Origin of the sequence: Deinococcus humi, from assembly GCF_014201875.1 — a bacterium.
Taxonomy (GTDB): domain Bacteria; phylum Deinococcota; class Deinococci; order Deinococcales; family Deinococcaceae; genus Deinococcus; species Deinococcus humi.
Genome location: NZ_JACHFL010000014.1, coordinates 15414 through 38922, shown reverse-complemented (window position 1 = coordinate 38922; position 23509 = coordinate 15414). Strand labels below are relative to the sequence as shown.

The window sequence follows — 23509 nt, the reverse complement described above, 5'->3', positions numbered from 1 at the left end:
TATCCTGCCACACAAAGACGACAGGTTCTGACGGGAATCCAGGTTACGCTGTGGACGGAGGTTAAGATGACGAATATGCCCGCAGTAGAAGAATCTGATCAGGCCACAGCCCAGCCGGTGATCGTCTCCCCGGCCCAGTTCTTGAATTATTGGCAGGGCAATCGCCGATTGACCCGCCGGATGATCGAGGCCTTCCCCGAAGACGAGTTGTTCAGCTTCAGTGTGGGAGGCATGCGCCCATTCGGCGTCCTGGCCTGGGAAATTCATCAGGTGAGCGAACTGACCCTGAGCGGTCTGCGGACGGGCGAATGGCCCATGCCGAACTGGCGCGACGGGACGTCTTCTGACCGTGCCGAACTCCTGAACGCCTGGGATGCCTTGACCGCCCGCATCGAAGCTGAATTGCCGGAGGTCGATGTGACGCACTACTCGCGGCTGCACGCCCTGCCCTGGGGTGAGATGAGCGGCTGGGCGGCTGCGATCTACAACATCGACAACGAGATCCATCACCGGGGACAGGGCTACGTGTACCTGCGGGCGCTAGGCATCGAGCCACCCATGTTTCCGGCGTACATGGCCCCATGAGCAACACCGCCACAGGGACCTTCACCGTCCGGCCGCGCGCCGACGCCCCCGTACAGGCCGTTCCGGAGATCGGGCACATGCTGCTGGACAAACAATGGAGCGGCGACCTCTGCGGCCAGAGCGTGGTGGAGATGCTGACCTGCATGACGCCTGTGGAGGGTTCGGCGGTGTATGTCGCTATTGAAGCGGTGCAGGCCACGCTGGAGGGCAGGCAGGGCCGTTTCGCCTTTTTCCACGCGGGCGTCAGCGAACGTGGCCGCCAGAGCCTGACTTACCGCGTGGTGCCCGACTCAGGCGCCGGAGAACTGGCCGGCCTGAGCGGCGAGCTGACGCTGGACATCGTGGACGGCGCCCACCGCTACACCCTCGACTACACCCTGCCCGAAGCCTGAGAGGTCTCGATGACCGATTCGCATCTTCTGCGCCCAAGCGACCTGCTGGAACACTGGCTCGGTCACCGCCGCCTGACGCGGCGGGTGATAGAGGCGTTTCCCGACGAGCAGCTGTTTACCTTCGCACCCGCGCCGCCCATGCGCCCTTTCGGCGAGATGGTCTGGGAGGTTCACGGGCAGACGGCGTACAACCTGAATGGACTGCTGGGGGGTGGCTGGGGTGAACCCGTCTGGGAGCGGGTGCCGTCCGCCGACAAGACTGACCTGCTGGCCGAGTGGGAGGCCCAGACCGCGCAGCTTGAACGCGAATTGCCCGCCTTTCCTGCCGCCCGGTACGGCGAGATCAAAAGGCTGGCCTGGGGCGACATGCTGGTGTTCACGGCGGTGATCGGCGCAGTGGACAACGAGATTCACCACCGGGGGCAGGGCATTGTGTACCTGCGTTTGCTGGGGATCACGCCGCCAGAGTTCTGGGAGCGGTAAAGAATGACTGGACCCTACCCCTGCAGCGAACCTCGCCAGCGTGTGCGCCGCGTAGCACGCCCGACGAAGGGAGGGTGAACCTTCGGGGTTGCCCCCAGCCTCTGAGATGCGATGTGCCGAACAGCCCGAAGACGTCAGCCAGCCTGAGCGACGGGCCGCAGACCTGGCCCCTGCGCCTGCAACTTCCATAGGACAATCTGCGGTGAACGATGCCCCTCACTCTTGAGTTCAGCGGTCCAGTGTGGTTCTGGAAAGGCCCGGCGCCACACTATTTTGTGACTGTCCCCGCCGAGCAGGCCCAGGAAATCAAGGCCGCCGCCCGCTTCGTGACCTACGGCTGGGGCATGGTCCCGGTCAGGGCCAGGGTGGGGGAAACAGGGTGGAAGACCTCCCTGTTTCCCAAGGATGGACTGTACATCCTGCCGATCAAGTTGATCATCCGCAAGGCCGAGAACATCGCGGAAGGTGACGAGGTGACTGTACAGCTGGACGTGGGCTGAGTGCCCCGCAAAGGAGAGAAGATGACCGATCTGACCCTGCTTCACGAATCCTTCCGCCGCAATGGGCGAGTGAACGAGTTTCTGCTGGCGGCGCTGAGTGACGCCGACTTCGGCCTGTCCGACGGGCGTGGTGGCTGGACCGTGGGTAGACATCTGCGGCACATGGCAGGCTTCCGCGTCGGCTGGCTGTGGAATCTGTCCCGCGTTCACGCCGAGCCGCTGCTCGACCCGACCCAGAAGGACGAGGACGGTGATCCACTGTGGCGCTGGCATGATTGCCCGCCGGGCGAGCTGGCCGCCGCCTTCAAAGCCGGAGACGAGGCGGCCCTGAAAGCCGTGCAATCCGCACTGGACGAGGGCCGCGCCTTCGATGATCCCTGGCAGGAGGGCGCGTACGGGTCCAATCCGGCCCATTTCCTGCAGCACACCATCGTCCACGACAGCCACCACCGGGGCCAGATCATGACGCTTCTGCGGGCCGGCGGTCGCACCCCCGAGGAAATGGACGCGCTGGACAATCATTGGGCCATCTGGCGCGAATGAGGGAAACGGCCAACCTGCTGCCCACGGTACTGAACGCCTGGAACCGCAACAACCTGATTTTGTTGAACCTGCTGCGGCTCATGCCGGAGGGTGGGCTGGGCGTCCGGCCCCTGGATGACGGACCCACCATCGCGCAACAGCTGACCCACCTGCACGCTGTTCGGCTGTCTCTTGTCGAGGAGAACGCCCCGGAATTTGTTCCCAGGCTTGTGCCCGACTTGCGCCCCGAGGAGGAATGGGCCGACGAACGCCACTCCGCCCGGATCGCACAAATGCTGAGGACCAGCGCAGTGGCCGTCCACGACGCTGTACAGGGGCAGATGGCGACAGGCGAGGCCATGCAGTCCCACTACGGTCACCCACTCCTGATGCTTCAGCACCTGATCTGGCACGAGGGCTACCACCACGGCCAGATCAAACTGGCCCTGAAACTGGCCGGACATCCCATCGCCGACAGAGACGCCGGGCCTCTTACCTGGGGCGTCTGGATGAACAAGGAGCCACAATGAATATTCCCGAAACCTACGACTACCTGATGCGCGCTCGCCGCGATTTATGGGCCACGCTGGAAAGCGTGCCTGATGAGGTCCTTTCGCGTCCGCTGCTGGACGGCGAGCGCTTTCACTGCATCAAGGATCTGGTCGCCCACACCGCAGGCGTGGAAGACGGCTGGCTGCACTACACGATTTTGCAGGACACGCCTGTCGAGGACGCCTTTCCTGCCATCAAAAACGCGGGTAATGGCCCGGTCTTCGCCCGATTTCTCCTTTCAGATCTGCTGGACTACTGGCGGGCGGTGGAGCAGAGCACGCTGGATTACCTGGCGACCCTGACCGACACCGATCTGGAGCGCGTGGTAGAGGACAGTCCCGAGGAACACTTCAAGCTGGATGGCCTGCTGTGGCACGTCATGCTGCACGAGGTCAGGCATACCGCTCAGATCGCCGCGCTGCTGCGGACGCAGGGAATTAAACCGCCGTCGCTGGATTTACTGTTCTACCTGCCGAACCTTAAAGCCTAGGCCATAGGCAAGGCCCACAGAAAAACCCCCGCGACTCGGCGGGGGATTTCAGTTGCAGAGGAAGCTTAAGCAGTCGTCTGCGGCATCGGCATCTGCGGGTTGGAAATCTTTGCCACCGCGTCACGCACCACGTCGCCAGTGATCAGTTCCTGGGTCAGCAGGGCCTCAGCAACCTCGTGCATGGCGGCCTTGTACTCGGTCACAAGATCGCGGGCACGCTCAAAGGCATGGTTCAGAATGCGCTTGACGTCCTCGTCCACCAGCTGACTGGTGTGTTCGCTGAAGGCCTTGGGCCGGGCCATGTCTTCACCCAAGAAGACCGGGCCTGAATCGCTGCTCAGGGCCATGTTCTTGAAGTTCTCGCCCATGCCCCACTCCAGCACCATCTTGCGGGCGATATTGCTGGCCTTGCGGAAGTCGTCGGCGGCGCCGCTGGTCACGCTACCGATAAAGACCTCTTCGGCGGCGCGGCCCCCCAGGGCCACCACCAACTGATTTTCCAGCCGTTCCTTGCTCATCAGGACCTGTTCCTCGGGCAGATAGAACGCGGCACCCAGCGCCCGCCCACGCGGAATGATGCTGACCTTCTGGAGTCTGTCGCTGCCTGGAATCACGGCGGCGGTGACGGCATGCCCGGCCTCGTGGTAAGCGATGGCCCTCTTTTCCTCAGGGGTGACGCTCAACGAGGAGTTCTCCAGGCCCAGCGTGATCTTGTCTAGCGCGCGGTAGAAGTCGCTCATGTCGATCTGGGTCTTGCTCAGGCGGGCGGCTTCCAGCGCGGCCTCGTTGGTGATGTTCTTCAGGTCCGCGCCGCTGAAGTACGGCGTGCTGCGTGCCACCTCGTTCACGTCCACGCCCTCGGCTAGAGGCTTGTTGCGCAGGTGGACCTTGAGGATAGCCTCGCGCTCCTTCATGGTGGGCAGGTCAATGGTGACCTGACGGTCGAAACGCCCGGGACGCAGCAGCGCCGGGTCCAGCACGTCAGGGCGGTTGGTGGCCCCCAGCACGATCACGTTGCTGGACTTGTCGAAGCCGTCCATCTCGGAGAGGATCTGGTTGAGCGTCTGCTCACGCTCGTCGTGACCGCCGCCGATGCCCGCACCACGCTTGCGGCCAATCGAGTCGATCTCATCGATGAACATGATCGCGGGGGCACTCTTGCGGGCGTCCTCGAACAGCGTCCGCACACGACTGGCACCGACACCTACGAACATTTCCATAAACTCAGAAGCGCTGACGCTAAAGAAGGGAACATCCGCCTCACCCGCAATCGCGCGGGCCAGCAATGTTTTCCCGGTGCCGGGAGGGCCGACGAGCAACACGCCCTTGGGGATTTCCGCCCCGATCTGGTGGTACTTGCCGGGGTTTTTCAGGAAGTCGACGACCTCGATCAGTTCGCGCTTGGCTTCCTCGTGACCGGCCACGTCGGTGAACTTGGTCTGCACACGGTTTTCCTTGCCGTACTTCTTGGCCTTGCTCTGACCGAACTGCATGACGCCGTTCTGGCCGCCCTGGGCGCGCATGAAGAAGAAGTACATCAGGCCGATCAGCAGGATAATGGGCAGGAAATTCAGCAGAATGCCGAGCCACTGGCTGGGGGCCTCGAAGCGGTAATCAACGTTCTGGGTTTCCAGCTCGGTGATCAGGCTGCTGTCGGGGACGGCGAGGCTGCTGGGCAGACGCACCGAGAAGTTGGTGGTACTGGTGGTGCGGGGCTGCTGACCGGGGTTGGTGGCCAGCTTGACCTCGGTGGGTGCCTTGAGGACCACATTGGCGTTGTTCTCACGCACTACGACCTGAGAGACATTGCCCTGATCCAGCAGGGTCTTGAATTCGTTGTAGTTGACATTGACCCGTCCGTTGGGCGTCTGCGAAAACATTAAAAACAGTGCCAGGACGAATAATACGATCAGCCAGGGATTGAGCCGCCTCAAGAACGTTCCTCCAGGGGGAAAGGGGGGAAATGGGGCGCACTTCGCCCCTTCTAGACTTGAGTGTACCAGACTCAAGGTGTATGAAATTGTCCCGCATTACAACTGTGATTCAGGGTCACCTTTAGCGTTCCGAAAGGTTGCGTCACGCGCCGAAAAGATAGGCGACAGCGTCCTGGCAGAGGGGCTACCGCCCGGGCACGCTCGGCCGAGCAGTGGATGGACTATCCTGACAGGGAATGATTGACGCGGACACCACCTGGCAACAGGCTTGCACGGCACTCGCTGGAGGCGACTACGAGATGGCCTTCGGGGTGCTGGACTCGGCGCTGGACGAGGCCATGCCCACAAGAGCGGGAGCGGGCAGATCGGGCGCCAGCCAGACTGGGCTGGCCACGGCGGCGCGCCTGTGCCTGTATCTGGGCAGCCTGCACGCGCTGTACGGCGACGCGGCCACCGAGCAGCTCGGCACGGCGCTGTCGGAGGCCCGCAGGCTGAACGCGGGGGTGGCGGGTGACCCACTGTACCTGGCCCTGAGCGCTGAACTGGATGCCCGCACGCGCGGCCCGCACGCAGCGCTGCCCGACGAGAAGATCCGGGAGACGGCCGATCCGGTGGCCCGGTTCCATGCGCTGTGCGCCCTGGCGCTGGCCGAGCAACCGCAGGCAGCGCTGGACCTTCCCTTGGCAACGGGCGAACTGCCCCCGCACCTGCGCTGGCGCCTGCGCTCGTGGCAGGCCGACAGCCAGGAACAACTGGGGAACACCGCAGACGCCATCAACCTGTACGCAGAGGCCGCGCACCTGGCGGGCGGTCTGGACCGCGCCGTCATGCTGCAGGAACAGGCCGCGCTGCTGATTCAGGACGGTCAGCCCGACGTGGCCAAGAGCGTTCTCGATGGCGCACGGCTGCTCTACGGCACCAAGCAGACGGCGCGGTCCAATCCCGCGCAGGCCGAGGATGAGGGGCTGAATCTGGCCACCTGGCACTACCTGCGCGCCCAGGCCCTGCTGCAGATGGATCAGCCGGAAGCCGCCCTGGAGATGATCCGTGAGGCCGACCGGCTGGAGCGCCAGCACGGCACGCCGGGCTACGTGGTGACGCTGCTGCGCGGTCAGATCCTGAGTCACCTGGGCCAGCAGGAAAAGGCCATCGAGGCGTTCGAGGCCGCCCTGGAGCTGGCCGAGGAGGTGGACCGTCCCTACGCCAACCACGAGCTGGGCGTGGCCCTGCTGGACATGGACCGCCCGGTGGAGGCCCGTGACCGGCTGGAAATTGCCCTGAACGAGCCCAATTACCCCTACCAGCCGGAGGTCCTGGCCGACATCGCCGAGTGCGACTACCGCCTGGGGCGCATGCCGGAGGCGCAATTGGCCGCCGAACAGGCCCTGGCACAGGGCGCGGTGATCCCCGCCAGCCTGGTGCTGGGCAGCGTGGCCCTGGACTACTTCCAGCTGGACGAGGCGCTGGAACACTACGAGCGTGTGGTGCGCGAGGCCGCCCCCGACAGCCGCGACTGGATCATCGGCCACCAGATGGCCGCTGACGTGATGGCCCAGCAAGGTTTTCCCAATCCCGCCGCTGCCATTGCCCACGCCCAGCAGGCGCTGGAACACACGGCTGAAAGTGACGACTGGCACAGCACCCTGCAAGATCTGCTGGCGCGGGCGCAGACCCTGATGGGCCAGCAGGACGGACGGATGCTGAACTAGGACAACAGCGGGTCAGGGAGATGTTGCCCTGGCCCGCCAGCATTTTCCTGCGCTCAGCTGCCGTCTAACGCCGCTTTCAAGACCCGCGCCACCCGTCCCGGCTCTGCCTTGCCCTTGCTGAGCCTCATGATCTGTCCGGTGAAAAAGCCCAGCAGCGCGGTCTTGCCGCCCCGGTAAGCTTCGGTTTCGGTGGGATGTTCCGCCAGCACCCCGGCCACGATACGCTCCAGTTCGGCCTCACTCAGTCCGGCGCTCAGGCCCTCGCGCTCGATGATGGCGACAGGAGCCTCGCCGGATTCGGCGGCGCGGGCCAGAGCGTCTCTGGCCACCCGCGAGGTGATCTTGCCGGAGGCCAGCAACCCGGCCAGCGGCGAGAGTTCGGCGGCCCCTAACCTGACCGTTCCGGCCCGCAAAGGCGTCGCCAGATCGTTGACCGTCCACGACGCCACCTGGGCGAATCCCTCGTCCGGCACGGCACCGGCCAGGAAGCCCAGCAACGCCCCGTCCCGCGCAATCGTCCGCGCGTCGCCCTGGGCAGCGCCCAAACCCGTTAGACGTGTGACCTCGGCCTCCTGTTCGGGCGTCAAGGCAAGCTGCCCCCCGCCCGCGGCAGAGGGGGCGACCTCGGCCTTGGGTTTCTTCCCTTCCACCCTCGACTTGCCACTTTCCGTTTTCTGCGCCTGCGCCCAGGCATCCTTGAGGGTGATGATGCGCCCGAACACCGGAGCGTCCTCCCGGCTATCCACCGGATCGCGCCAGAAATAGCCCTGACGCTCGAACTGGTAACGGGTGTCTGCCGGATCGTTGGCGACGCTGGCCTCCACGTAGCCGCGCGTGATCCGCAGGCTGCCGGGATTCAGGTAGCGCAGGAAGCCGGTGTCCAGTGGCCCACTGTCGTGGCTGGTCTGTTCGGGATCGAAGTCGGGGGCGATGTCGTCGGGATTGTCACCCTCCGGATTGGCGACACGGAACAGGCGGTCATACAGGCGGAACTCGGCGGCGATGGCGTGCTCGGCACTAACCCAGTGGATCACCCCGCCCGCCTTCGCCTCCTCGCCCAGCAGCGTGGCGTGGATGTGGGTCACATTGCCGCTTTCGTCCGTGTCGAAGCGGTCGGCACGGATGATGCCCGCCCCACGCAGGCGCACCGTGCCGCCGGGGGTCAGGCGCTTGTACCCTTTTGGGGGCGTGGCGCTGAAGTCCTCGCGCTCGATGAACAGTTCACGGCTCAGGGGCACGTCGCGCACAGCCTGTCCAGGGGCCACCCGCTCGCCACCAGGCAGCGCCACCAGACCATCGACGGACGCCTCGATCACGTCGTGCGGCCAGTACGGGAGCTGCAGGGTGCGCGTCTCCGCCAGGTTCTGCAGCGTCACGCGAAGGGGCTCCAGGACCGCCATCACCCTGGGGGCGCGGTGATTCAGGTCATCGCGCACGGCGTTCTCGTAGACGGCGATGTCCACGGTACGATTGGTGCGGCTCACCCCAATCTGGCTGGCGAAGGCGCGAACCGCTTCCGGCGTGACCCCCAGCCGCTGCTGGGCACGCAGCGTGGGCATGCGGGGATCGTCCCAGCCGCTCACGTGGCCGTCCCTGACCAGTTGCCGCAGCTTGCGCTTGCTGACAATGGTGTACTCCAGGCTGCGCCGCCCAAACTCGTACTGGTGGGGCCTCGGGGCAAAGTCCAGACGCTCCATCAGCCAGTCGTAGATGGCGCGGTTGTCCACGAACTCCAGGCTGCACATGCTGTGGGTGACTCCCTCGATGGCGTCCTGAAGGGGATGCTGGAAGTCGTACATGGGATAGATGCACCACGCGTCCCCGGCGCGGTAATGCCACGCGCGCTTGATGCGGTACAGCACCGGATCGCGCAGTTTCATATTGGCGCTGGCCAGATCGATCTTGCCGCGCAGGACGTGTGCCCCGTCAGGAAATTCTCCCGCCCGCATGCGGCGGAACAGATCGAGGTTCTCCTCCACGCTGCGGTCCCGGTATTCACTGGGCGTGCCGGGGGTGTGGGCGTCGCCGCGCAGGCGGGCCATCTCCTCGCCGCTCACGCTGTCCACGTAGGCGTCGCCCTGCCGGATCAACTGCTCGGCGTACTCGTAGTAGCGCTCGAAGTTGTCGGAGGCGTAGAACAGGTTCTCGCCCCAGTCCCAGCCCAGCCAGCGCAGATCCGCCATGATGCCCTCGGCGAATTCCTGGGACTCGCCCTCCGGATTGGTGTCGTCCAGCCGCAGGTGGTAGCGGCCCGCGAACTGGACGGCGGTCTGGAAATCCAGGAACGACGCGAAGGTATGCCCCAGGTGCAGGTAGCCGTTGGGTTCGGGCGGAAAGCGGGTCACGATGCCCGTGTACTTGCCGCTCTGGAGGTCACGTTCGATGATCTCAGTGATGAAATTGGGGGCCACCCGCGCCGCGGCGGGCTCGGGCGGATGGGTGTCGGGCGCAGTCATCCTGCCAGCATACCCGCGTGAGGAACGCAGGAGCGGGCCGTGGGTGACCGTGCCTCCCCGTTCGTGATGAAGTCAGCCTCTACTCTCAGCACACGGACCTGCCGGACTCAGGCGGCACACTGCCGTATGGAATTGTTCTGGACCGTCCTGAAAGACTTGCTGACCCCGGAGAACGGCTGGTCACTGGAGCTGGTGGTGCGGATCGTCCTCAGCACGGCGCTGCTGTTCGGGTACATCGTCATCCTGGCCCGGAGTTTCGGCGCGCGGACATTCGCCACCTTCACCTCCTACGACTTTCTGACCAACGTGGCGGCCGGATCGCTGGTCGCCAGCGCGATTCTGGGCAAGAGCATCGTGGAGAGCAGCCTGAGCCTGCTGGTGCTGGTGGGGTTGCAGTGGATGGTCTCGGCCCTCAGCGCCCGCTCGCAGCGTGCCCAGCGTACCTTTGACAACGGACCCGTGGTCCTGGTGGAACGTGGGCAGATTCGCAAGGAGGCCATGCGCCACGCCCGCGTTTCGGAGGCGATCCTGTATGAGGAACTGAGGCAGGCAGGCGTGAACAGCGTGGACGGCGTGGCCTTCGCGGTGCTGGAATCCGGCGGGCGCATCAGCGTTTTGCAGGAGCCCGAGGAGGGCAGCATCAGCCGCGCGATCCGGCCAACAGTCAAAGCGACATGAATATGCTCTGGATCTGCGGCCGATGGTCCGCACAGTAAGCTGAGGACTGCATGAATCTCGAATTGAGCGCCGTCTGGACGCGAATGCAGAACCTGCTCCAGAGCTTTCTCGTGACCATTCCCAACATCCTGATCGGTCTGCTGGTGTTCCTGGTCTTCATGGGAATTGCCCGGGCAGTGAGCAACGCCGTGACCAGCGTGGCCCAGCGCGCGGGGCAGCCCAGGGGCATTGCGCTGGTGTTCTCGCGCATCGTGTCGTGGCTGGTCCTGGCAGTAGGGGTGCTGGTGGCCCTGACCGTGATTTTCCCGACGCTGACCGCCGCCTCGCTGTTCGGGGCCCTTGGCGTGAGCGGCGTGGCCATCGGCTTTGCTTTTAAGGACATCTTCCAGAACCTGCTGGCGGGCATCCTGATTCTGGTCACGCGCCCCTTCCGGATCGGTGACCAGATCGTCTCCGGCGATCACGAGGGCGTCGTGGAGGATATTCAGGTGCGCGCCACGCTGCTGCGCACCTACGACAACCGCCGGGTGGTCATTCCCAATTCCGAGCTGTACACCAACCGCGTCACCGTGAACACGGCTTACGACCACCGCCGGCTGTCTGTCACGGTGGGCATCGGTTACGGCGACGACATCGCGGCGGCCCGCAAGCTGATCCTGGAGACGCTGGGCGGGCTGGACGGACTGCTGCAAGACCCTGCCCCCAGCGTGCTCGTCAGGGAACTGGGCGACTTCTCGGTGAACCTGGACGTTCGGTTCTGGATTGATCCGCCCGTCCGCAAGGAGGCCGTGGAAGCCCAGGACACCGTGCTGGAAGCGATCCGCAACGCCCTGCCCGCGGCCGGATTTGATCTGCCCTTTCCCACCCAGCAGCTTCTCTTCCACGATCAGACCGAGGCCACGGATGGCGACCGCACGAAGCAGCGCGAAGGCTGGCCCGCTCGCCAGGACAATCCACAGAGCAGACAGCAGCTCCAGCGTGAAGCCGGGCAGGCCCGGCCTCAACCGGACGCAGCGCCGCAATGAAACGGACCTGGCTGCGTCTGCGCCAGATCAGCCAGGGCTTCTGGTTCATTCCCGCCGTGATGACCCTGCTGGCCCTGGTGCTGGCCGAGGCCGGCATCAGCGCTGAGGAGACTTACGGTGTCCCGGACGGCCTGACTTTCGTGTACGGGGGCGGTGAAACTGGTTCGCGCAGCCTGCTGTCGGCCATTGCGGGCAGCAGCATCGGCGTGGCTGGCACGGTCTTTTCCATCACCATCGCCGCGCTGTCGTATGCCGCTGGGTCAATGGGACCACGCTTGCTGGACAACTTCACGCGGGACCGGGGCAACCAGCTCACGCTGGGCACGTTTATCGCCACCTTCGCCTTCGCGCTGTATACCCTGCGCACTGTGACAGGCAGCGAGGACCAGCCTTTCGTCCCCCACTACAACGTGACCTTCGCGCTGGTGCTGGCGATCGTCAGCGTCGCCATGCTGGTGTACTACCTGGCGCACGTTACCGGCTCGATCAACATGACCCACGTCGCCAATCTGCTGCGCGACGACATGCGTGACGCCCTGATGCGGGCCACCTTGAAGGAAGAGCCGGGCCAGGATCTGGCGGTGGCCCCCCCACCCGAGTTCTGGGCAGGCGGCGAGGTCCTGCACGCGCCCAGGAGCGGGTACCTGCAACTGACCGACAACGACCTGCTGCTCAGGCGGGCCGAGGAGGCAGACGTGGCCCTGCTGCTGCATGTCCGGCCGGGCGACTACGTGTTTCCCAACTCGGTGATTGCGGTGGGGGTGCCCAGGCTCCCGGCGGACGTGATAGACGCGCTCACCCTGGGAGATCGCCGCACCGTGGGGCAGGACCTCGAATACAGCGTGCGCCAGCTCTCAGAGGTCGCTGCCCGCGCGCTCAGCCCCGGCGTCAACGATCCGGTGACGGCCATCGACATCATCGACCGCTTCGGCGACGCGCTGTGCAGCTTGCAAGACCGCCGCTGGCCCGATGGGGTGTACCACGTAGACCATGTGGTGCGCTTGGTGGTCCCCGTCACCGATTTTGTCGGCCTGGCGAAGAGCATGTTTTCGATGATCCGCCAGTACGGCAAGGGCAGCCCCAGCGTGATGGTCCGGATGCTGGAGGTGTTCAGCATCACCGCCTCGTGTCTGAAAGACGCCGAGCGCCGCGCCGTGATTCGCTGGCACGCCGAACTGGTCCGCGAGGACGCCCTGGCCAATATTGAAAACTCGGCGGACCGCGCTGATATCGAGGCCCGCTACCGCGAGCTGCTCGACACCCTGGCGAACGGCCAGGCCGCCGAGGTATTGAAGGCTGCCGAACACACAGTTCAACAGACGCAGGGCAATCGGGCGAACTGAGACTGGCTGAGGTTCGGCGATCCCTGAGCCGTTCCGTTTCTACTCAGCCAGGGGCGTGGGCGTTTCCGGCCGGGCCTCGCCCCCTCTGCGCTGGCTGAGGACCGTGCTGCCCACCACCAGCAGGCCTCCCAGAGCGCCGCGCAGGCCTACCCGCTCGCCGATCAATAAGAAGCTGAACAGGGTGGCCGTCACCGGCTCCAGCGCGTAGATCAGGCTGGCCTCGGCAGCGCTGACGGTGCGCTGTCCCACGGTTTGTAGCAGGGTGGTCAGGGCGGTGGCCGCCACGCCCAGGTACAGCAGCGGCCCCCAGGCGGCGGGTGGGGGCCAGGTTATCCCACCGGACAGACCCGCCCACAGCCACGCCAGCAGCGTCACTGCCGCCAGTTGCGCCAGCGTGAACGGCAGCGCCGCGTGCTGGTTCGACAGCCGTTCCAGCGTGATAATGAAGCCCGCATAGGTCACGGCGCAGGCCAGCGCCCAGGCGTCGCCGATCACCCACGCGCCGCCTTCCCAGGACAGCAGCCCCAGCCCCAGGACGGCCAGGGGCAACGCGGCCAGCAACGGGAGGGGCACCCTGCGCCGCTGCGCGATGACCAACCACAGCGGCACCAACACCACGCTCAGGGCCGTGAAAAAGGCGGCCCGGTTGGCAGTGGTGGTTTGCAGGGCGACCGTCTGGGTGCCGTAGCCCGCGATCAACCATACGCCCAGCAACAGACCGTCGCGCCAGAGTCCACCCTTCCAGGAAAAATGCGGCGGGACGGCGGGCGCTGGTTGATCAGCCCGCCTTCGCCGCAGGCCCCAGCCTCGGATCAGCAGGGCGGGCAGCAGTGCCACAAAGCCAATCAGGAAGCGCCACGCGATCAGCTGGGCTGGAGGCAGCAGCTCGCCCAGGGTCTTGACCACCGCGAAGGTACTCCCCCACACGGCAGTCACCAGAATCAAGAGAAGCGCGCCGCGCAGCCGGGGAGACACGCCAGGAATTGTAGGTCAGGAGCAAGAAAAAAGGCGGCCTCCTTTTCGGAGAGGCCACCACACATCAAATTTCTGTGAGTCTGTACGTTAAGGAACTTTCGCCTGGAAACAGACTGTGCCGGTGCTGCTTGCGGGCACATTTGCCAAACTTAAGGTCATCAGGCCAGGGCGCTGTGGGCTGCCCGCCGGATCAGTGGGATTGGTGACCGGGGTGCTGTCGAGCGTGCCCTCATCGGTGTCGTTGGCATTGGTCAGGTCCAGTCCTGCTGGCGCTGCCGAGGCGCCCACCACCACCGTGGAGCCGCTGGCGTAACGCACCCCATTGCCAGCGCTGTAGGCGTTGGGCACGATAACCATGCCCACCGGGACGTAATCCTTGAGGACGAAGTTGGTGGCTGCGCCGCCCGCATTGCTGTAGACAATGCAGTATTCCACCGTTTCGCCGGGCTTGACGCCGATGCTGCCGGTGCTGCCGATGAAGGTGCCTGTCGGAGTGGTCGAGATGTTGCGGCCCAGTTTGGAAAGGGTAAGGCTGGGGGGCTGGCCCGTGACGGGAATGTTGTAGCTAAATTCGCTGGTGGAGTTGGCGGTCACGGTGGTGCCGGTGCAGGCCATGCCGAGGCAGGTGGCGGTGGCAGTCAGTCGGGTGCCCACCCCAACCCCCGCCGGGAGCGCAACGCTGAACTTAAAGCGGTTGGTGGTGTCAGTGCCCACCGTGGACGTGTTGTAAGTGCCCGTACTGGTGTCGGTGTCTTGCCCACTGCCCTCGGTCAGGGTGAGCAAATACGTCTTGCCCTCTCCGAAGCCGCTGGCATCCGCCGCCGCAATGAACAGTTCGATGGTGCTGCCCGCCCGGGCATAGCCGGTCAATTGCAGATTGCTGCCGATGATCTGCGCCGTCTCGAATACCGGGAAATTGAGCAGGCTGTTGCCGCCACTGTCAGCGTCACCGTTGTCATTCCGGGTGACATAAGGGGCAGCGCCTGTGGTGACAGATTCACCCGGAGCATTCAGGTCAATTCCAATTTGTGCGCTGGACGCCGTGCCATTTGCAGCCAGAACCGTGCCGTTATCATAAATGCTGTTCTGCGAGATCAGATTGCCAGTGCTGGTATCTGTGACCAACACGCCCGCACCGTAGTTCAAGGCAATCACGTTGTGCTTGATGGTGTTATTGGAACTGTAGAGCCTGACGCCCGCTGTCTCACCCGGGGCACCACCCTGGCCGATGCCATTGCCCATGATCGTGTTGCGTTCAATCAGGTTGCCACCCCCCCCCTGATAGCCGTCCACACCTACACCGGCGTTTTCGACAATCAGGTTTCCACGCACGATGTGGTTTTTGCTTCCGCCGTTCTCCAGGTCGATCCCATCAAGGTTGGTGTTGCCAATCGCATTGCCACGAATCTCGTTGTTGATGATGGTCCAGCCCACTGAAGAGCCCTCTACACCGAAGCCCTTGCCCGCTGCGCAGCCGATCAGATTGTTCTGCACGGTCCCGTTGTCGCCGCCTACCGAGCGGATATTGTCAGCGTTGCTCGTTCTCAGGGCCACCGTGGTAGCAGCGCCGCAGGAAAAGGTACTGGCCGAAGACCCGATGATGTTGGCCTCGATCATGGTGGTGATGAAGTCGTTGCCAATACGAACGTTGGCATTGTTGTCGTTGTTTGCAGCACTGCCGAAGCCATAGATCGAGAGGCCACGTACCTGGGTACTGTTGGCCTGCACATCCAATCCGATGGCCAGAGTCGAGATGCCCACGATTTGCACTTCCGGCCTTTGCACGGTGTCCAGCGTGGCCGTGTTGAGGTAACCCACCACTCCGCCCGTCCCCAGCGTTCCCAGGTTGCTGTTGCCAATGTTGATGCTCTGGGTGGTGCCGTCAATGCTGATGTTGCTGCGCGTCAGGGCGGGCAAAACGGGAGTGCTAACCGGGATAACCGCCACTCCACCTTGCAATGCAGCGGATGGAATCATGAAGATACTGGTGTCGCGGGCGGCGGGCAGGGCTTCAATAAGGCCCGTGACCACTGCGCCCCGGTTGCCGTTCTGGGCCAGACCCGTGTTTGCCAGCGCATTGGCATTGACGATGAACTGCCGCAGGCTGCCCTGGCCAGCATCGCTGATATTGACCACTGTGCTGAAATTGAAGCCGAAATTGACGTTCAGTACGTTGGTGTTTCCCACTGTCACGGTTGCTACCGACTGTGCACTTGTGGGAAGAGTGGTCGTGCTGAGCGAGGGGTCCATGATGGCCGGATTCGCGCCGCCCACCTGACTCGTGTTGTAGCTGTAGGTCTGAACGGGCAGTTGAGTACAGCTGGCTGGCAGGACCGTGACCACCGTGCTAGGGGTGCAGCCGCCAGCCCGACTGCTGGTCACGAAGCCGTTGACAACACGCACCCTGTACGTGCCGGTAGGCTGTCCCGTGAACGTGTATGCCCCGCTAGCATCGGTCAGTGCGGCGGCCAAAATGTTTCCGCCTGCTGAATTGTACAGTTCCACCCGTACGCCAGGGCGCAGGCTCATGCCCTGTTCTGCGTTGTAGTCCCGGCCCAGGCCACCGCCGTAGTTGTAATCCTCATAGACCTGGCCTGAGATTGCGTAGCTGGGCGCGCTGATGACGAGCTGCACTGTGGCTGTATCACAGGCCGTTCCCACCACGCTGTCACACAGCATGTAAGTCACGGTGTAGGTACCCACAGGTGCCGTGGAAGGCACCACAAGCTGACCGCTCCCATTCACTGTCAGACCAGCCATTCCTCCATTGTTCGTCACCGTCACAACGGTGTTGACTGTCGTTGCCGCAGCGCCGCCGTTGGTATCGTTGTTCAGCACACCGACAGTGCTGCCGTTTCCCCACGTCAAATTAAGCGTGGATTCGTTGACGGCATCAACAATTCGTGTCACCACTGGCAAGCTGGTGTTGTTGCTGACCACGCCATCTTGCTGTCCGCTGGGAACACTCAGACTGGCGGTGTTGCTCAGAGAGCCGTTGGCCGCAGCCGTACCGGTAATAGTGTAGGTCAAGAAATTGCCGTCAGGAATGGCATTGGTAGGAGTGGTGTCCAGGGTAAGATTCCCGGTAACGATGCTGACGCTGCTGCTTGTAAAAGTCTGGGTCCCGCAAACCGCGCTGCCTGTTCGCAGACATGCAATGCCAGTCACGGTAAATCCCGCAGGAATGGTGTCATTGACGGCGACTCCGCTCGCAGTGTCAGGACCGTTGTTCCAGACGCGCACGGTATAGCTCACAGTGCCACCGGAACCAACAGCAACAGGCCCACTCTTGTCTACCGCGAGGTCAACGGATGATATGAAGCCAAAGTTATTGTTGGCTACAGCCGTGGAGTCAACTGTTATCAATCGCTGTGCTGGGTTAGGTGCAGTGGGTGCTTTTCCGCTAAGAGCGCTGTCCGATACCACTCGAACTGTATATGTTCCGGCATTTACACCCAAGAATGCATAATTTCCACTGGAATCCGCTTGTGCGGTCATCACAACGGTCTGACTTGAGTTCAAGAGTTGCAGTGTTGCATTTGCAACACCTGCCTCATTCGCCTCTATCAGGCCATTGGCATTAATATCGTTATAGACTTTTCCACTTATTTCTGCGTCGCCGCTGGTAATGGCAGCAGGTAGAACCAGACTGCTGGCCAATCCATACACATAGGTATCGAGGTAGCGCGTATCACCCAGACTGCCTGCCGCAAAGTTGCCCCAGGTGTGGGCACCAGCCGCCGTTCCCGACGCACCACCATTAGGCAAATTGGTCGTGCCACCCAGGCCTAAGCCCGCCAGCTTGGTGACGTCATCCCAATAAACCTGTGTCCCAACTGTCCCCGTCTGTGAAGTGGCGCGGTAGACTGTCAAACCATTGGAGACTCCGCCACCACTGGTCTCGACATCGAAAGCCACGAAGTGGTATTCACCCAGACGCAGCTTAAGCTCTGCATTATACGTTCCAACCGCCAGAACATTACCTGAGACATCCTTTCCATCCCAGACAACAGACGTTTCAGAAGCAGCTGAGGCAGTGCCGAGCAACAAACGGTCACCTGAACTAAAGATTCCATCTTTATTGGTATCGATAGTAATAGCGTAGGTGCCATCAACATCGCTCGTGAATTTAAAATTGCCACTATCATTGACACCCAACGTCGTTCCCGGCGAAATGAACTTACGTCCGTTGGCACCTTCAAAACGGAAATTTGAGATCACAGGAACGGCTGTGGGCGGTGATAAAACCTGGGTAGGATAACTCAGATAAATGGGATGCACGGGCTTGGCCGAAGCGGAACCGTCGGCGCTGTAGCCAGAGTTGGGTGCATCCAGGCCGATTGAGTTCGCGATGATTTCATAGCGCTGGCCAGCAAAACGGTTGAGGTCGAGTTTCCAGATGTACTCAGTACCACTGCGGCCCCCAGGGACTCGCACAAAATAGTCTGCATCCGTCGCCCCTACCGTGCCGAAACTGTTGTTCCCGTTGAAAGCCCAGGCATAGGCCCAGACCCGCCCGCCGTTGACCCTGGGATCAGGTGCGGTAGCGGTATTGGGCGTGACGGTGATGTCAAAACGCTTGAAATGATTCTCGTTGGTAGATGTGTTGTACAAGCGAAGCTGATAGGTACCACTGGCCGACGTGGTGTATTTATAGGCAGTAGTAATTGGTGCGTTCAGGGGTGAATTGCATGCGATTTTGCCTGCCGCTGTTGCGTTGGCTGGAACGTATGTCGCCGCCAACGTACCAGACGGGTTGTACACTTCAATTCGTACGGTGTCAGCGTCAACAGAACCGCACAATGCGACGTTGATAACCTCACCTGGCGTACGTATATCTACATACACAGGCTTGGTGGCTGTCTTCACGAATGTGTTAACTTCATCGTAATCGAAGAGAAATTGGTTAAAGGGCTGCGCAGCATCGGTGCTTCCCAGACTGACTTGCACCGAACCTTCCGCACGCGCAGTCCCCAGCAAGCAAGCGGCAGTTCCCAGAATCACACCCGCCCAGTTCTTCAACCGCGTCAACTTTCGCGTCATTTCCTCCCGTCCCCCAGCGTTTCATCCACAGTCAAGTCCAGCCGCACGTAGGCTCCCTTCCTGGTGTACTGATTCCCGATCCCGTCAAAGCCTGCCAGGTTGTAGCCCGCCGTCAGCCAGGTGCCAGGCAGGGCGCGCACGCTGGCTTCCAGGCCGTAGCCCGTCTGGGTGGTCCCGGTACTGGGCTGGGTCAACACGCGGCCCCACGCCCCCACGCTGAAGCAGTCCGTCAGGTAGGCCGTGCCTCCCAAAGCCGCCTGCGCGGTAAAACTGCCAGGATCATTCAGCAGGGTGCGGGTGTCCACGCCGCCGCGCACGGCCCAGGCGGGCTGGCGGTACTCGGCGCTCAGGTTGCCGCTCAGTTCGGGTTTATTACCAGCCAGCGATCCGCTCACGTAGCGCACGGTCCCCAGGCTGTTGAAAGCGCTGTTGCGGTAGGCATAGCCCACAGCGGCACGCAGGCCACCCTTGCCTGCACCGAACTCGGCCAAGCTGTCGGCGGTCAGGCTCAGATGAGGCGTAATCTGTCCTGCAACACCGGCGCGGATGACTACGCCGAACCCCTTGTCATTCAGGACCAGATCGGTTCCGGCAGTGGCGCTGACAGTGTCGGTTTTGTAATTCAGGTCCGCGCCCGCGCCCAGTTCGGTTTTGCTGGCCGCGATGTCGTAGGCGGCGCTGCCGCGCAGACCCAGACCCGTGCGGGCGTTGATCGGCAGGGTGGTGGTCACGCCGAAACGGGCACGGTTGCCCTGGCCCCCTGCAGTAGGCAGATCGTAGGCCACCGCGTAGTTGGTGCGGCCCAGGGTGCTGTCCAGCATCAGAGCAGCGGTCTGACCCACGCCCCAGGTGACCTTATCGGTCAGGCCCAGCGTGACCCTGCCCAGGCGGTAGCGCACGCCCACACTGGTTTCTGCCTTCTGAGAAGCACTGAAGGGCTGCGTATGCACCACATCCACGTCCAGCGGATTGTGGTGATACCCGGCGCTGGCAATGGCGCTGAGGCCCTGCCGGTCGCCGAAGCCCACTTTCAGTCCGCCGCCCACGCTGAAGGGCGACAGGGCAACCTCTGCGCGGGCGGACACGCTGCCGCCCTGGGTGGTGTCCGTGGCCGTGGGTGTGCGGTGGTACTCGCCATCCACCAGTGCACGGACATTCTGCGTCACCCTGGCATCGTAGCTGCCGCTCACCGTCAGGCCCGGTGCAAAGGCGGCCAGTCCGGCGTAGCCCACATCCTGGTAGCGTACCTTGAAACCGAGGTTGCCCCCGGTCGGGCCGCTGCCGCCCAGTTTGGTGCTGGCGTCCAGGCTGGACTGCAATCCGCCGGAGTAGGCGAGCAGGCCATCGACCCGGGTGGTGCCGTCGGCATAACGGGCACGCGCACCGAAAGTCACGCGGTCGTCCAGACTGATGGCGGCCACGCCCACGCTGTAGTTCTGCATGGAGTAGCCCACCTGCGCGCCGTAGGCCAGCTTGCGCTGGGAGTTCTCGTTTTCCAGTCGGTAGGAGGCCAGCACCACCACTTCGTTCAGCCCGGCGTCCACCCGGTCCAGCGCACGGGTCAGGGTCACGATGCCTCTCTGACGGTCCAGTTGATAATCCACATTGGGCAACAGGCGCACGCGGCCCAGTTCCTTGCCGGTGTCCTGTTCCAGCGTCACCACTTCCAGGGTCTCGCTGCCCAGAACGATGTCACCGCGACCTAGGCGCAGGATGCGGGTGCCTTCGGGCACCACGCGCTCGTCCTTGACGCGGGCCTCTGGCACCAGCGCCACGAAACCGGACACCTGCGCGTTGCCTTTGGTGTTCGCGCTCAGAGCGGTGAACCCCTCACCTACCGGCAGCACATCAATGGGCAGCGGTGAGCGGCGGTACTGCGCGTGGAAGGCGGGGTGATCGTATTCCACCGCCACCGGGTCGCTGCCCTGCAGGGGCACGCTCTCCACGCTGCTGTCTCCGAACAGGCTGTAACGCCTGAGGGTATCGCGCTCGGTGGGCAGGCCGTCCTTGTCGGCGGCCACGTAGACCTTACCCCCGGCCAGCGGGCCCTCGTAGCTGGCGCGGGCCTGCACTTTCAGGTCCTCACTCAGGTTCAAAGTTCCGTCCAGGCCCAGCGTGGCGCTGACCATGCCCACGCCCACACGACCTTCACCCGGAGTCACGGCAAAGGTCTGACGGGTCACGTTCGCCCCTTGCAGAAGGTCCAGTTTCAGCGTGGTAGGCGAAGCCTGAGGTTGCAACTCCAGCACACCCTCGCCTCCTTCCAGGCGCAACTGGAAGTCGGCTTCGGTGGGGTTGGCGTCGGGTGTGCGCGGCTCCAGATTGGAGCGCAGCGTCACCGCCGACTGCGAGGACAGGCGGCCAAAAGCATCCAGCGCCCGTACCCTGACCCGCAAAGGCGTGCTGCCGTCGGCCACCAGGTTGTCGGGCAGGATTTCCACCTTCGCCGTGGGTCCCACCCGGTTGACCGTGACGCTCTGTCCGGCGAAACTCAGGACGTTGGGACCGGGCGTCAGGGGCACGCCCACGTAGACCAGGCGGGTCACCCCGCGCGGGCCGTCCTCAGTGGTCTGGCCGATGCGGTCACGGCTCACGGGCTGACCGTTGACCGTCAGATCGCTGTCGGTACCGTTCGGAAGTTCCACGACGACGCTGATGCGGTCGCGGATACGCACATCGCTGTCAGCCAGCGGCAGCCTGATGGCGCCGTCGTTCTCGCTGATCTGGACGGGAACACTCAGGGCGGTGGCGGCCAGATCCGCAGCATTCACTCCGCCCTGAAGGACCTCGTCCCGTCCGCCGCCGTAGCGGGCCAGCAGTGCGGGCGCGGGCAGTTCGGGCAGTGCCCCGGTGTGGGCCAGGGTGTAGGTCACGGTCCCACGCATGACCGTGCTGTCGGTGTGGCCTGGCAGCGTCCAGTACAGCGTGCCGCTGGGACCACGGCGCGGATCGGGAATGGGCTGGGCGTCCAGACGACTGCTGCCGGGGACGAACGTCGCGCCCTCCGGGAGGACGTGCGCAATGACCACTTCACGGGCCTGGGCAGGAGCGTCGAAGGGCAGACTGACGACGCTGCTGCGCGACACAGAAGGTTCCACCGACTGAGGCGCGGGCGACGTGACTACCGGGGCGGGCACCAACAGGGGCACGGGTGCGGGTTCCACGGCCACCAACTGACCCATCACGGTCTGCGGGCGGGAGCAGGCGGGGGTATCCAGCGTGGCGTTCAGGCTGGATGTCCCTGCCCTCGTCACGCGCACACGGTAGCTCAGGATCTTCGTCTCGCCGCCCTTCAAGTCTCCGCTGAAGGTGGTGGCGTCCAACGCTTGCAGGCCCGCTCCGACAATGTCGGTCAGGGTGTAGGGGACCGTGAACTCTGCAGTGTTCTTCAGGGTCAGTATGACCGTGGTTTCCTCACCAATCAGGGTGTCGTTCAGGGGCGCGCGGGACAGTTGCAGCGTGGTGGCGTCTGGCAGAACGTTGACCTGCACCCGCCCAGTCTGGTTCCAGGGGGCCAGAGTAGCGCTGAAGGTGAGCGGTCCGGGGCGCGTGGCCGTGCCCCTGACCTGCAGTTCGCCGGGCTTGCTTGAATCGAAGGTGCCGCTCAGGGTGCCCAGGCCATCCACGGTCAGGCCACCTGTGTCCAGTTGCAGTTCCAGCGGCAGCTCCCCGGCAAAAGCGGTACTGGCGCGGGCAGTCAGGGTCACGGTGTCGCCTACGCAGACTTCGGGCTTATCGCTGGTCAGGGTCAGGGCCACCTGCGGCCTGATTTCCACCTTCGCCTCCCCTACACCGCCGCGCGGCACGGTCACACTGGGGGTCACGCTGACCTGCGCGCCGGCCACCGCACCGACGCTCAGCGGGTAGGTTCCGGCGGCCACCCGCGTCTCGAAGCGGCCATTGACCGTCAGGGGCTGCTCGCCCACCTGCACGTCGGTGGTGATGGGCCGGGTGCTGCCGGGCAGCACCAGCTCGGCGGTTATGTGCAGCAGGCCGGTCTGGTCCACCACACTGACCGTGATCGGCGTCGGCACGCCCGCGCGCACCAGGCTGAACCCCACCGCGTTGCTGTACTGCTTCGCCGTGTCGGGCTGGCGCAGTTCGATCACGTACTTTCCAGCACGCGCGGGCAGCGGCAATTCCACGTCGCCCAGGTCGCGGCTGATCGGCAGTGGCGTGATGTAACCGGTGGCCGTGTCGATCACACGCGCCTCCAGTTCCTGCGGACCGTCGCCGTCGTACATCTTCAGGACATACGCACCGCCGTCGGTGGTCACATTGATGGCCGGAAGCCAGCTGCGGGAATGCACGTTGACGGTGAGGCGATCCGCGCTGACGGCGGCACTGACCCCGGCCAGGCGAATGGCGAAGGTGTTCTTGCCGTTGCCCTGTGTGGCGGCGCGCAGCGTGTATTTCCCGGCGGGCAGATTCTGGTCGAACAGCGTTTCCCAGGCGTGCGTGCCCGGCGTGAACGCGCGGCTCACCACCACCTGGCCGGCACTGTTCAGCACGCTGAAGGTGGTGGTCACCGCCGAGGCGTTGGCGTCGTACTGCTCATCGCCGTAAAACGCGCTGCTGCGGTAATCCGACTGGTCCACCCTAGGGCTGTACAGTTCTAGGCGCACTACCCCCGCCACTGGCACGTCCAGCGTCAGGTTCTGGTCGCCCACGGTCCAGGCCAGGCGGTCGCCCACGCTGGTCAGGGGCAGGCTGGTGTTGATCGCGGTACCGATTTCCAGCGCGTCCGCACCCGTGCCCACGGCCAGCAGGGCCGTCAGGGTCAGGGCGAGGCGTTGCAGATTGTGGCGATGGCTCTTCACGG

General features: G+C 63.8%; 16 protein-coding genes. 11 read left to right on the top strand and 5 right to left on the bottom strand.

The annotated features are described in order from the left end of the window. Positions 1-66 precede the first annotated feature (66 nt). The 7 genes from HNQ08_RS19705 (at position 67) to HNQ08_RS19675 (ending at position 3524) form a co-directional block, all read left to right on the top strand. Entirely contained in the window at positions 67-585 is a 519-nt protein-coding gene (locus HNQ08_RS19705) for a DinB family protein (protein WP_342355714.1), read from the top strand. After that, entirely contained in the window at positions 582-977 is a 396-nt protein-coding gene (locus HNQ08_RS19700; protein ID WP_184136015.1) for a DUF3224 domain-containing protein, read from the top strand. The genes HNQ08_RS19705 and HNQ08_RS19700 overlap by 4 nt, the downstream gene beginning before the upstream one ends. Before the next feature lie 9 nt (positions 978-986). Then, entirely contained in the window at positions 987-1460 is a 474-nt protein-coding gene (locus tag HNQ08_RS19695) for a DinB family protein (RefSeq protein ID WP_184136013.1), read from the top strand. Between the two features lie 209 nt (positions 1461-1669). Continuing rightward, positions 1670-1960 (top strand): DUF1905 domain-containing protein, encoded by a 291-nt coding sequence (locus tag HNQ08_RS19690; RefSeq protein WP_184136011.1) that lies wholly within the window; start codon positions 1670-1672, stop codon positions 1958-1960. A 21-nt stretch (positions 1961-1981) separates the two neighbouring features. Continuing rightward, entirely contained in the window at positions 1982-2503 is a 522-nt protein-coding gene (locus HNQ08_RS19685) for a DinB family protein (protein WP_184136009.1), read from the top strand. After that, positions 2500-3012, top strand: a complete 513-nt coding sequence (locus tag HNQ08_RS19680) for a DinB family protein (RefSeq protein ID WP_184136007.1) — start codon at positions 2500-2502, stop codon at positions 3010-3012. Before HNQ08_RS19685 ends, HNQ08_RS19680 begins: the two co-directional genes overlap by 4 nt. Continuing rightward, the gene (locus HNQ08_RS19675) at positions 3009-3524 is read left to right on the top strand and encodes a DinB family protein (protein ID WP_184136005.1); all 516 of its coding nucleotides are present in this window, start codon (positions 3009-3011) and stop codon (positions 3522-3524) included. Before HNQ08_RS19680 ends, HNQ08_RS19675 begins: the two co-directional genes overlap by 4 nt. A 65-nt stretch (positions 3525-3589) precedes the next feature. On the opposite strand, the gene ftsH is transcribed toward HNQ08_RS19675, so the two are convergent. After that, positions 3590-5458: an ATP-dependent zinc metalloprotease FtsH gene (gene ftsH / locus HNQ08_RS19670; protein ID WP_184136002.1), complete on the bottom strand. Its 1869-nt coding sequence runs from the start codon at positions 5456-5458 to the stop codon at positions 3590-3592. Between the two features lie 236 nt (positions 5459-5694). Here ftsH and HNQ08_RS19665 point away from each other — a divergent pair, with 236 nt between their 5' ends. Further along, positions 5695-7167: a tetratricopeptide repeat protein gene (locus tag HNQ08_RS19665; RefSeq protein WP_184136000.1), complete on the top strand. Its 1473-nt coding sequence runs from the start codon at positions 5695-5697 to the stop codon at positions 7165-7167. 53 nt (positions 7168-7220) lie between these two features. On the opposite strand, the gene HNQ08_RS19660 is transcribed toward HNQ08_RS19665, so the two are convergent. Beyond that, the gene (locus HNQ08_RS19660) at positions 7221-9623 is read right to left on the bottom strand and encodes a glutamine--tRNA ligase/YqeY domain fusion protein (RefSeq protein ID WP_184135998.1); all 2403 of its coding nucleotides are present in this window, start codon (positions 9621-9623) and stop codon (positions 7221-7223) included. 126 nt (positions 9624-9749) lie between these two features. Between HNQ08_RS19660 and HNQ08_RS19655 the strand changes: the two genes are divergently transcribed. From HNQ08_RS19655 to HNQ08_RS19645, 3 genes are read left to right on the top strand one after another with little or no spacing between them, the layout of a single operon-like run. After that, positions 9750-10301, top strand: a complete 552-nt coding sequence (locus HNQ08_RS19655) for a DUF421 domain-containing protein (RefSeq protein WP_184135996.1) — start codon at positions 9750-9752, stop codon at positions 10299-10301. 50 nt (positions 10302-10351) lie between these two features. Continuing rightward, positions 10352-11326 carry a mechanosensitive ion channel family protein gene (locus HNQ08_RS19650; RefSeq protein WP_184135994.1) on the top strand — a complete coding sequence of 325 codons (975 nt, stop codon included), beginning with the start codon at positions 10352-10354 and terminating at the stop codon, positions 11324-11326. Beyond that, positions 11323-12669: a DUF2254 domain-containing protein gene (locus HNQ08_RS19645; RefSeq protein WP_184135992.1), complete on the top strand. Its 1347-nt coding sequence runs from the start codon at positions 11323-11325 to the stop codon at positions 12667-12669. Before HNQ08_RS19650 ends, HNQ08_RS19645 begins: the two co-directional genes overlap by 4 nt. Positions 12670-12708: 39 nt before the next feature. Here the strand turns inward: HNQ08_RS19645 and HNQ08_RS19640 are convergent, their stop codons facing one another. From HNQ08_RS19640 to HNQ08_RS19630, 3 genes are all read right to left on the bottom strand, one after another. Next, positions 12709-13644 (bottom strand): DMT family transporter, encoded by a 936-nt coding sequence (locus tag HNQ08_RS19640; protein ID WP_184135990.1) that lies wholly within the window; start codon positions 13642-13644, stop codon positions 12709-12711. Positions 13645-13731: 87 nt separating this feature from the next. Further along, positions 13732-18687: a beta strand repeat-containing protein gene (locus HNQ08_RS19635; protein ID WP_184135988.1), complete on the bottom strand. Its 4956-nt coding sequence runs from the start codon at positions 18685-18687 to the stop codon at positions 13732-13734. After that, positions 18684-23507: an alpha-2-macroglobulin family protein gene (locus tag HNQ08_RS19630; RefSeq protein ID WP_229790138.1), complete on the bottom strand. Its 4824-nt coding sequence runs from the start codon at positions 23505-23507 to the stop codon at positions 18684-18686. Before HNQ08_RS19630 ends, HNQ08_RS19635 begins: the two co-directional genes overlap by 4 nt. Between the last annotated feature and the right edge of the window lie 2 nt (positions 23508-23509).

What these genes read in the sequence shown, in the direction of transcription:
- HNQ08_RS19705 (WP_342355714.1), top strand. Translation starts at nt 67, where the DNA reads ATGACGAATATGCCCGCAGTAGAAGAATCTGATCAGGCCACAGCCCAG.
- HNQ08_RS19700 (WP_184136015.1), top strand. Translation starts at nt 582, where the DNA reads ATGAGCAACACCGCCACAGGGACCTTCACCGTCCGGCCGCGCGCCGAC.
- HNQ08_RS19695 (WP_184136013.1), top strand. Translation starts at nt 987, where the DNA reads ATGACCGATTCGCATCTTCTGCGCCCAAGCGACCTGCTGGAACACTGG.
- HNQ08_RS19690 (WP_184136011.1), top strand. Translation starts at nt 1,670, where the DNA reads ATGCCCCTCACTCTTGAGTTCAGCGGTCCAGTGTGGTTCTGGAAAGGC.
- HNQ08_RS19685 (WP_184136009.1), top strand. Translation starts at nt 1,982, where the DNA reads ATGACCGATCTGACCCTGCTTCACGAATCCTTCCGCCGCAATGGGCGA.
- HNQ08_RS19680 (WP_184136007.1), top strand. Translation starts at nt 2,500, where the DNA reads ATGAGGGAAACGGCCAACCTGCTGCCCACGGTACTGAACGCCTGGAAC.
- HNQ08_RS19675 (WP_184136005.1), top strand. Translation starts at nt 3,009, where the DNA reads ATGAATATTCCCGAAACCTACGACTACCTGATGCGCGCTCGCCGCGAT.
- HNQ08_RS19665 (WP_184136000.1), top strand. Translation starts at nt 5,695, where the DNA reads ATGATTGACGCGGACACCACCTGGCAACAGGCTTGCACGGCACTCGCT.
- HNQ08_RS19660 (WP_184135998.1), bottom strand. Translation starts at nt 9,623, where the DNA reads ATGACTGCGCCCGACACCCATCCGCCCGAGCCCGCCGCGGCGCGGGTG.
- HNQ08_RS19655 (WP_184135996.1), top strand. Translation starts at nt 9,750, where the DNA reads ATGGAATTGTTCTGGACCGTCCTGAAAGACTTGCTGACCCCGGAGAAC.
- HNQ08_RS19650 (WP_184135994.1), top strand. Translation starts at nt 10,352, where the DNA reads ATGAATCTCGAATTGAGCGCCGTCTGGACGCGAATGCAGAACCTGCTC.
- HNQ08_RS19645 (WP_184135992.1), top strand. Translation starts at nt 11,323, where the DNA reads ATGAAACGGACCTGGCTGCGTCTGCGCCAGATCAGCCAGGGCTTCTGG.
- HNQ08_RS19635 (WP_184135988.1), bottom strand. Translation starts at nt 18,687, where the DNA reads ATGACGCGAAAGTTGACGCGGTTGAAGAACTGGGCGGGTGTGATTCTG.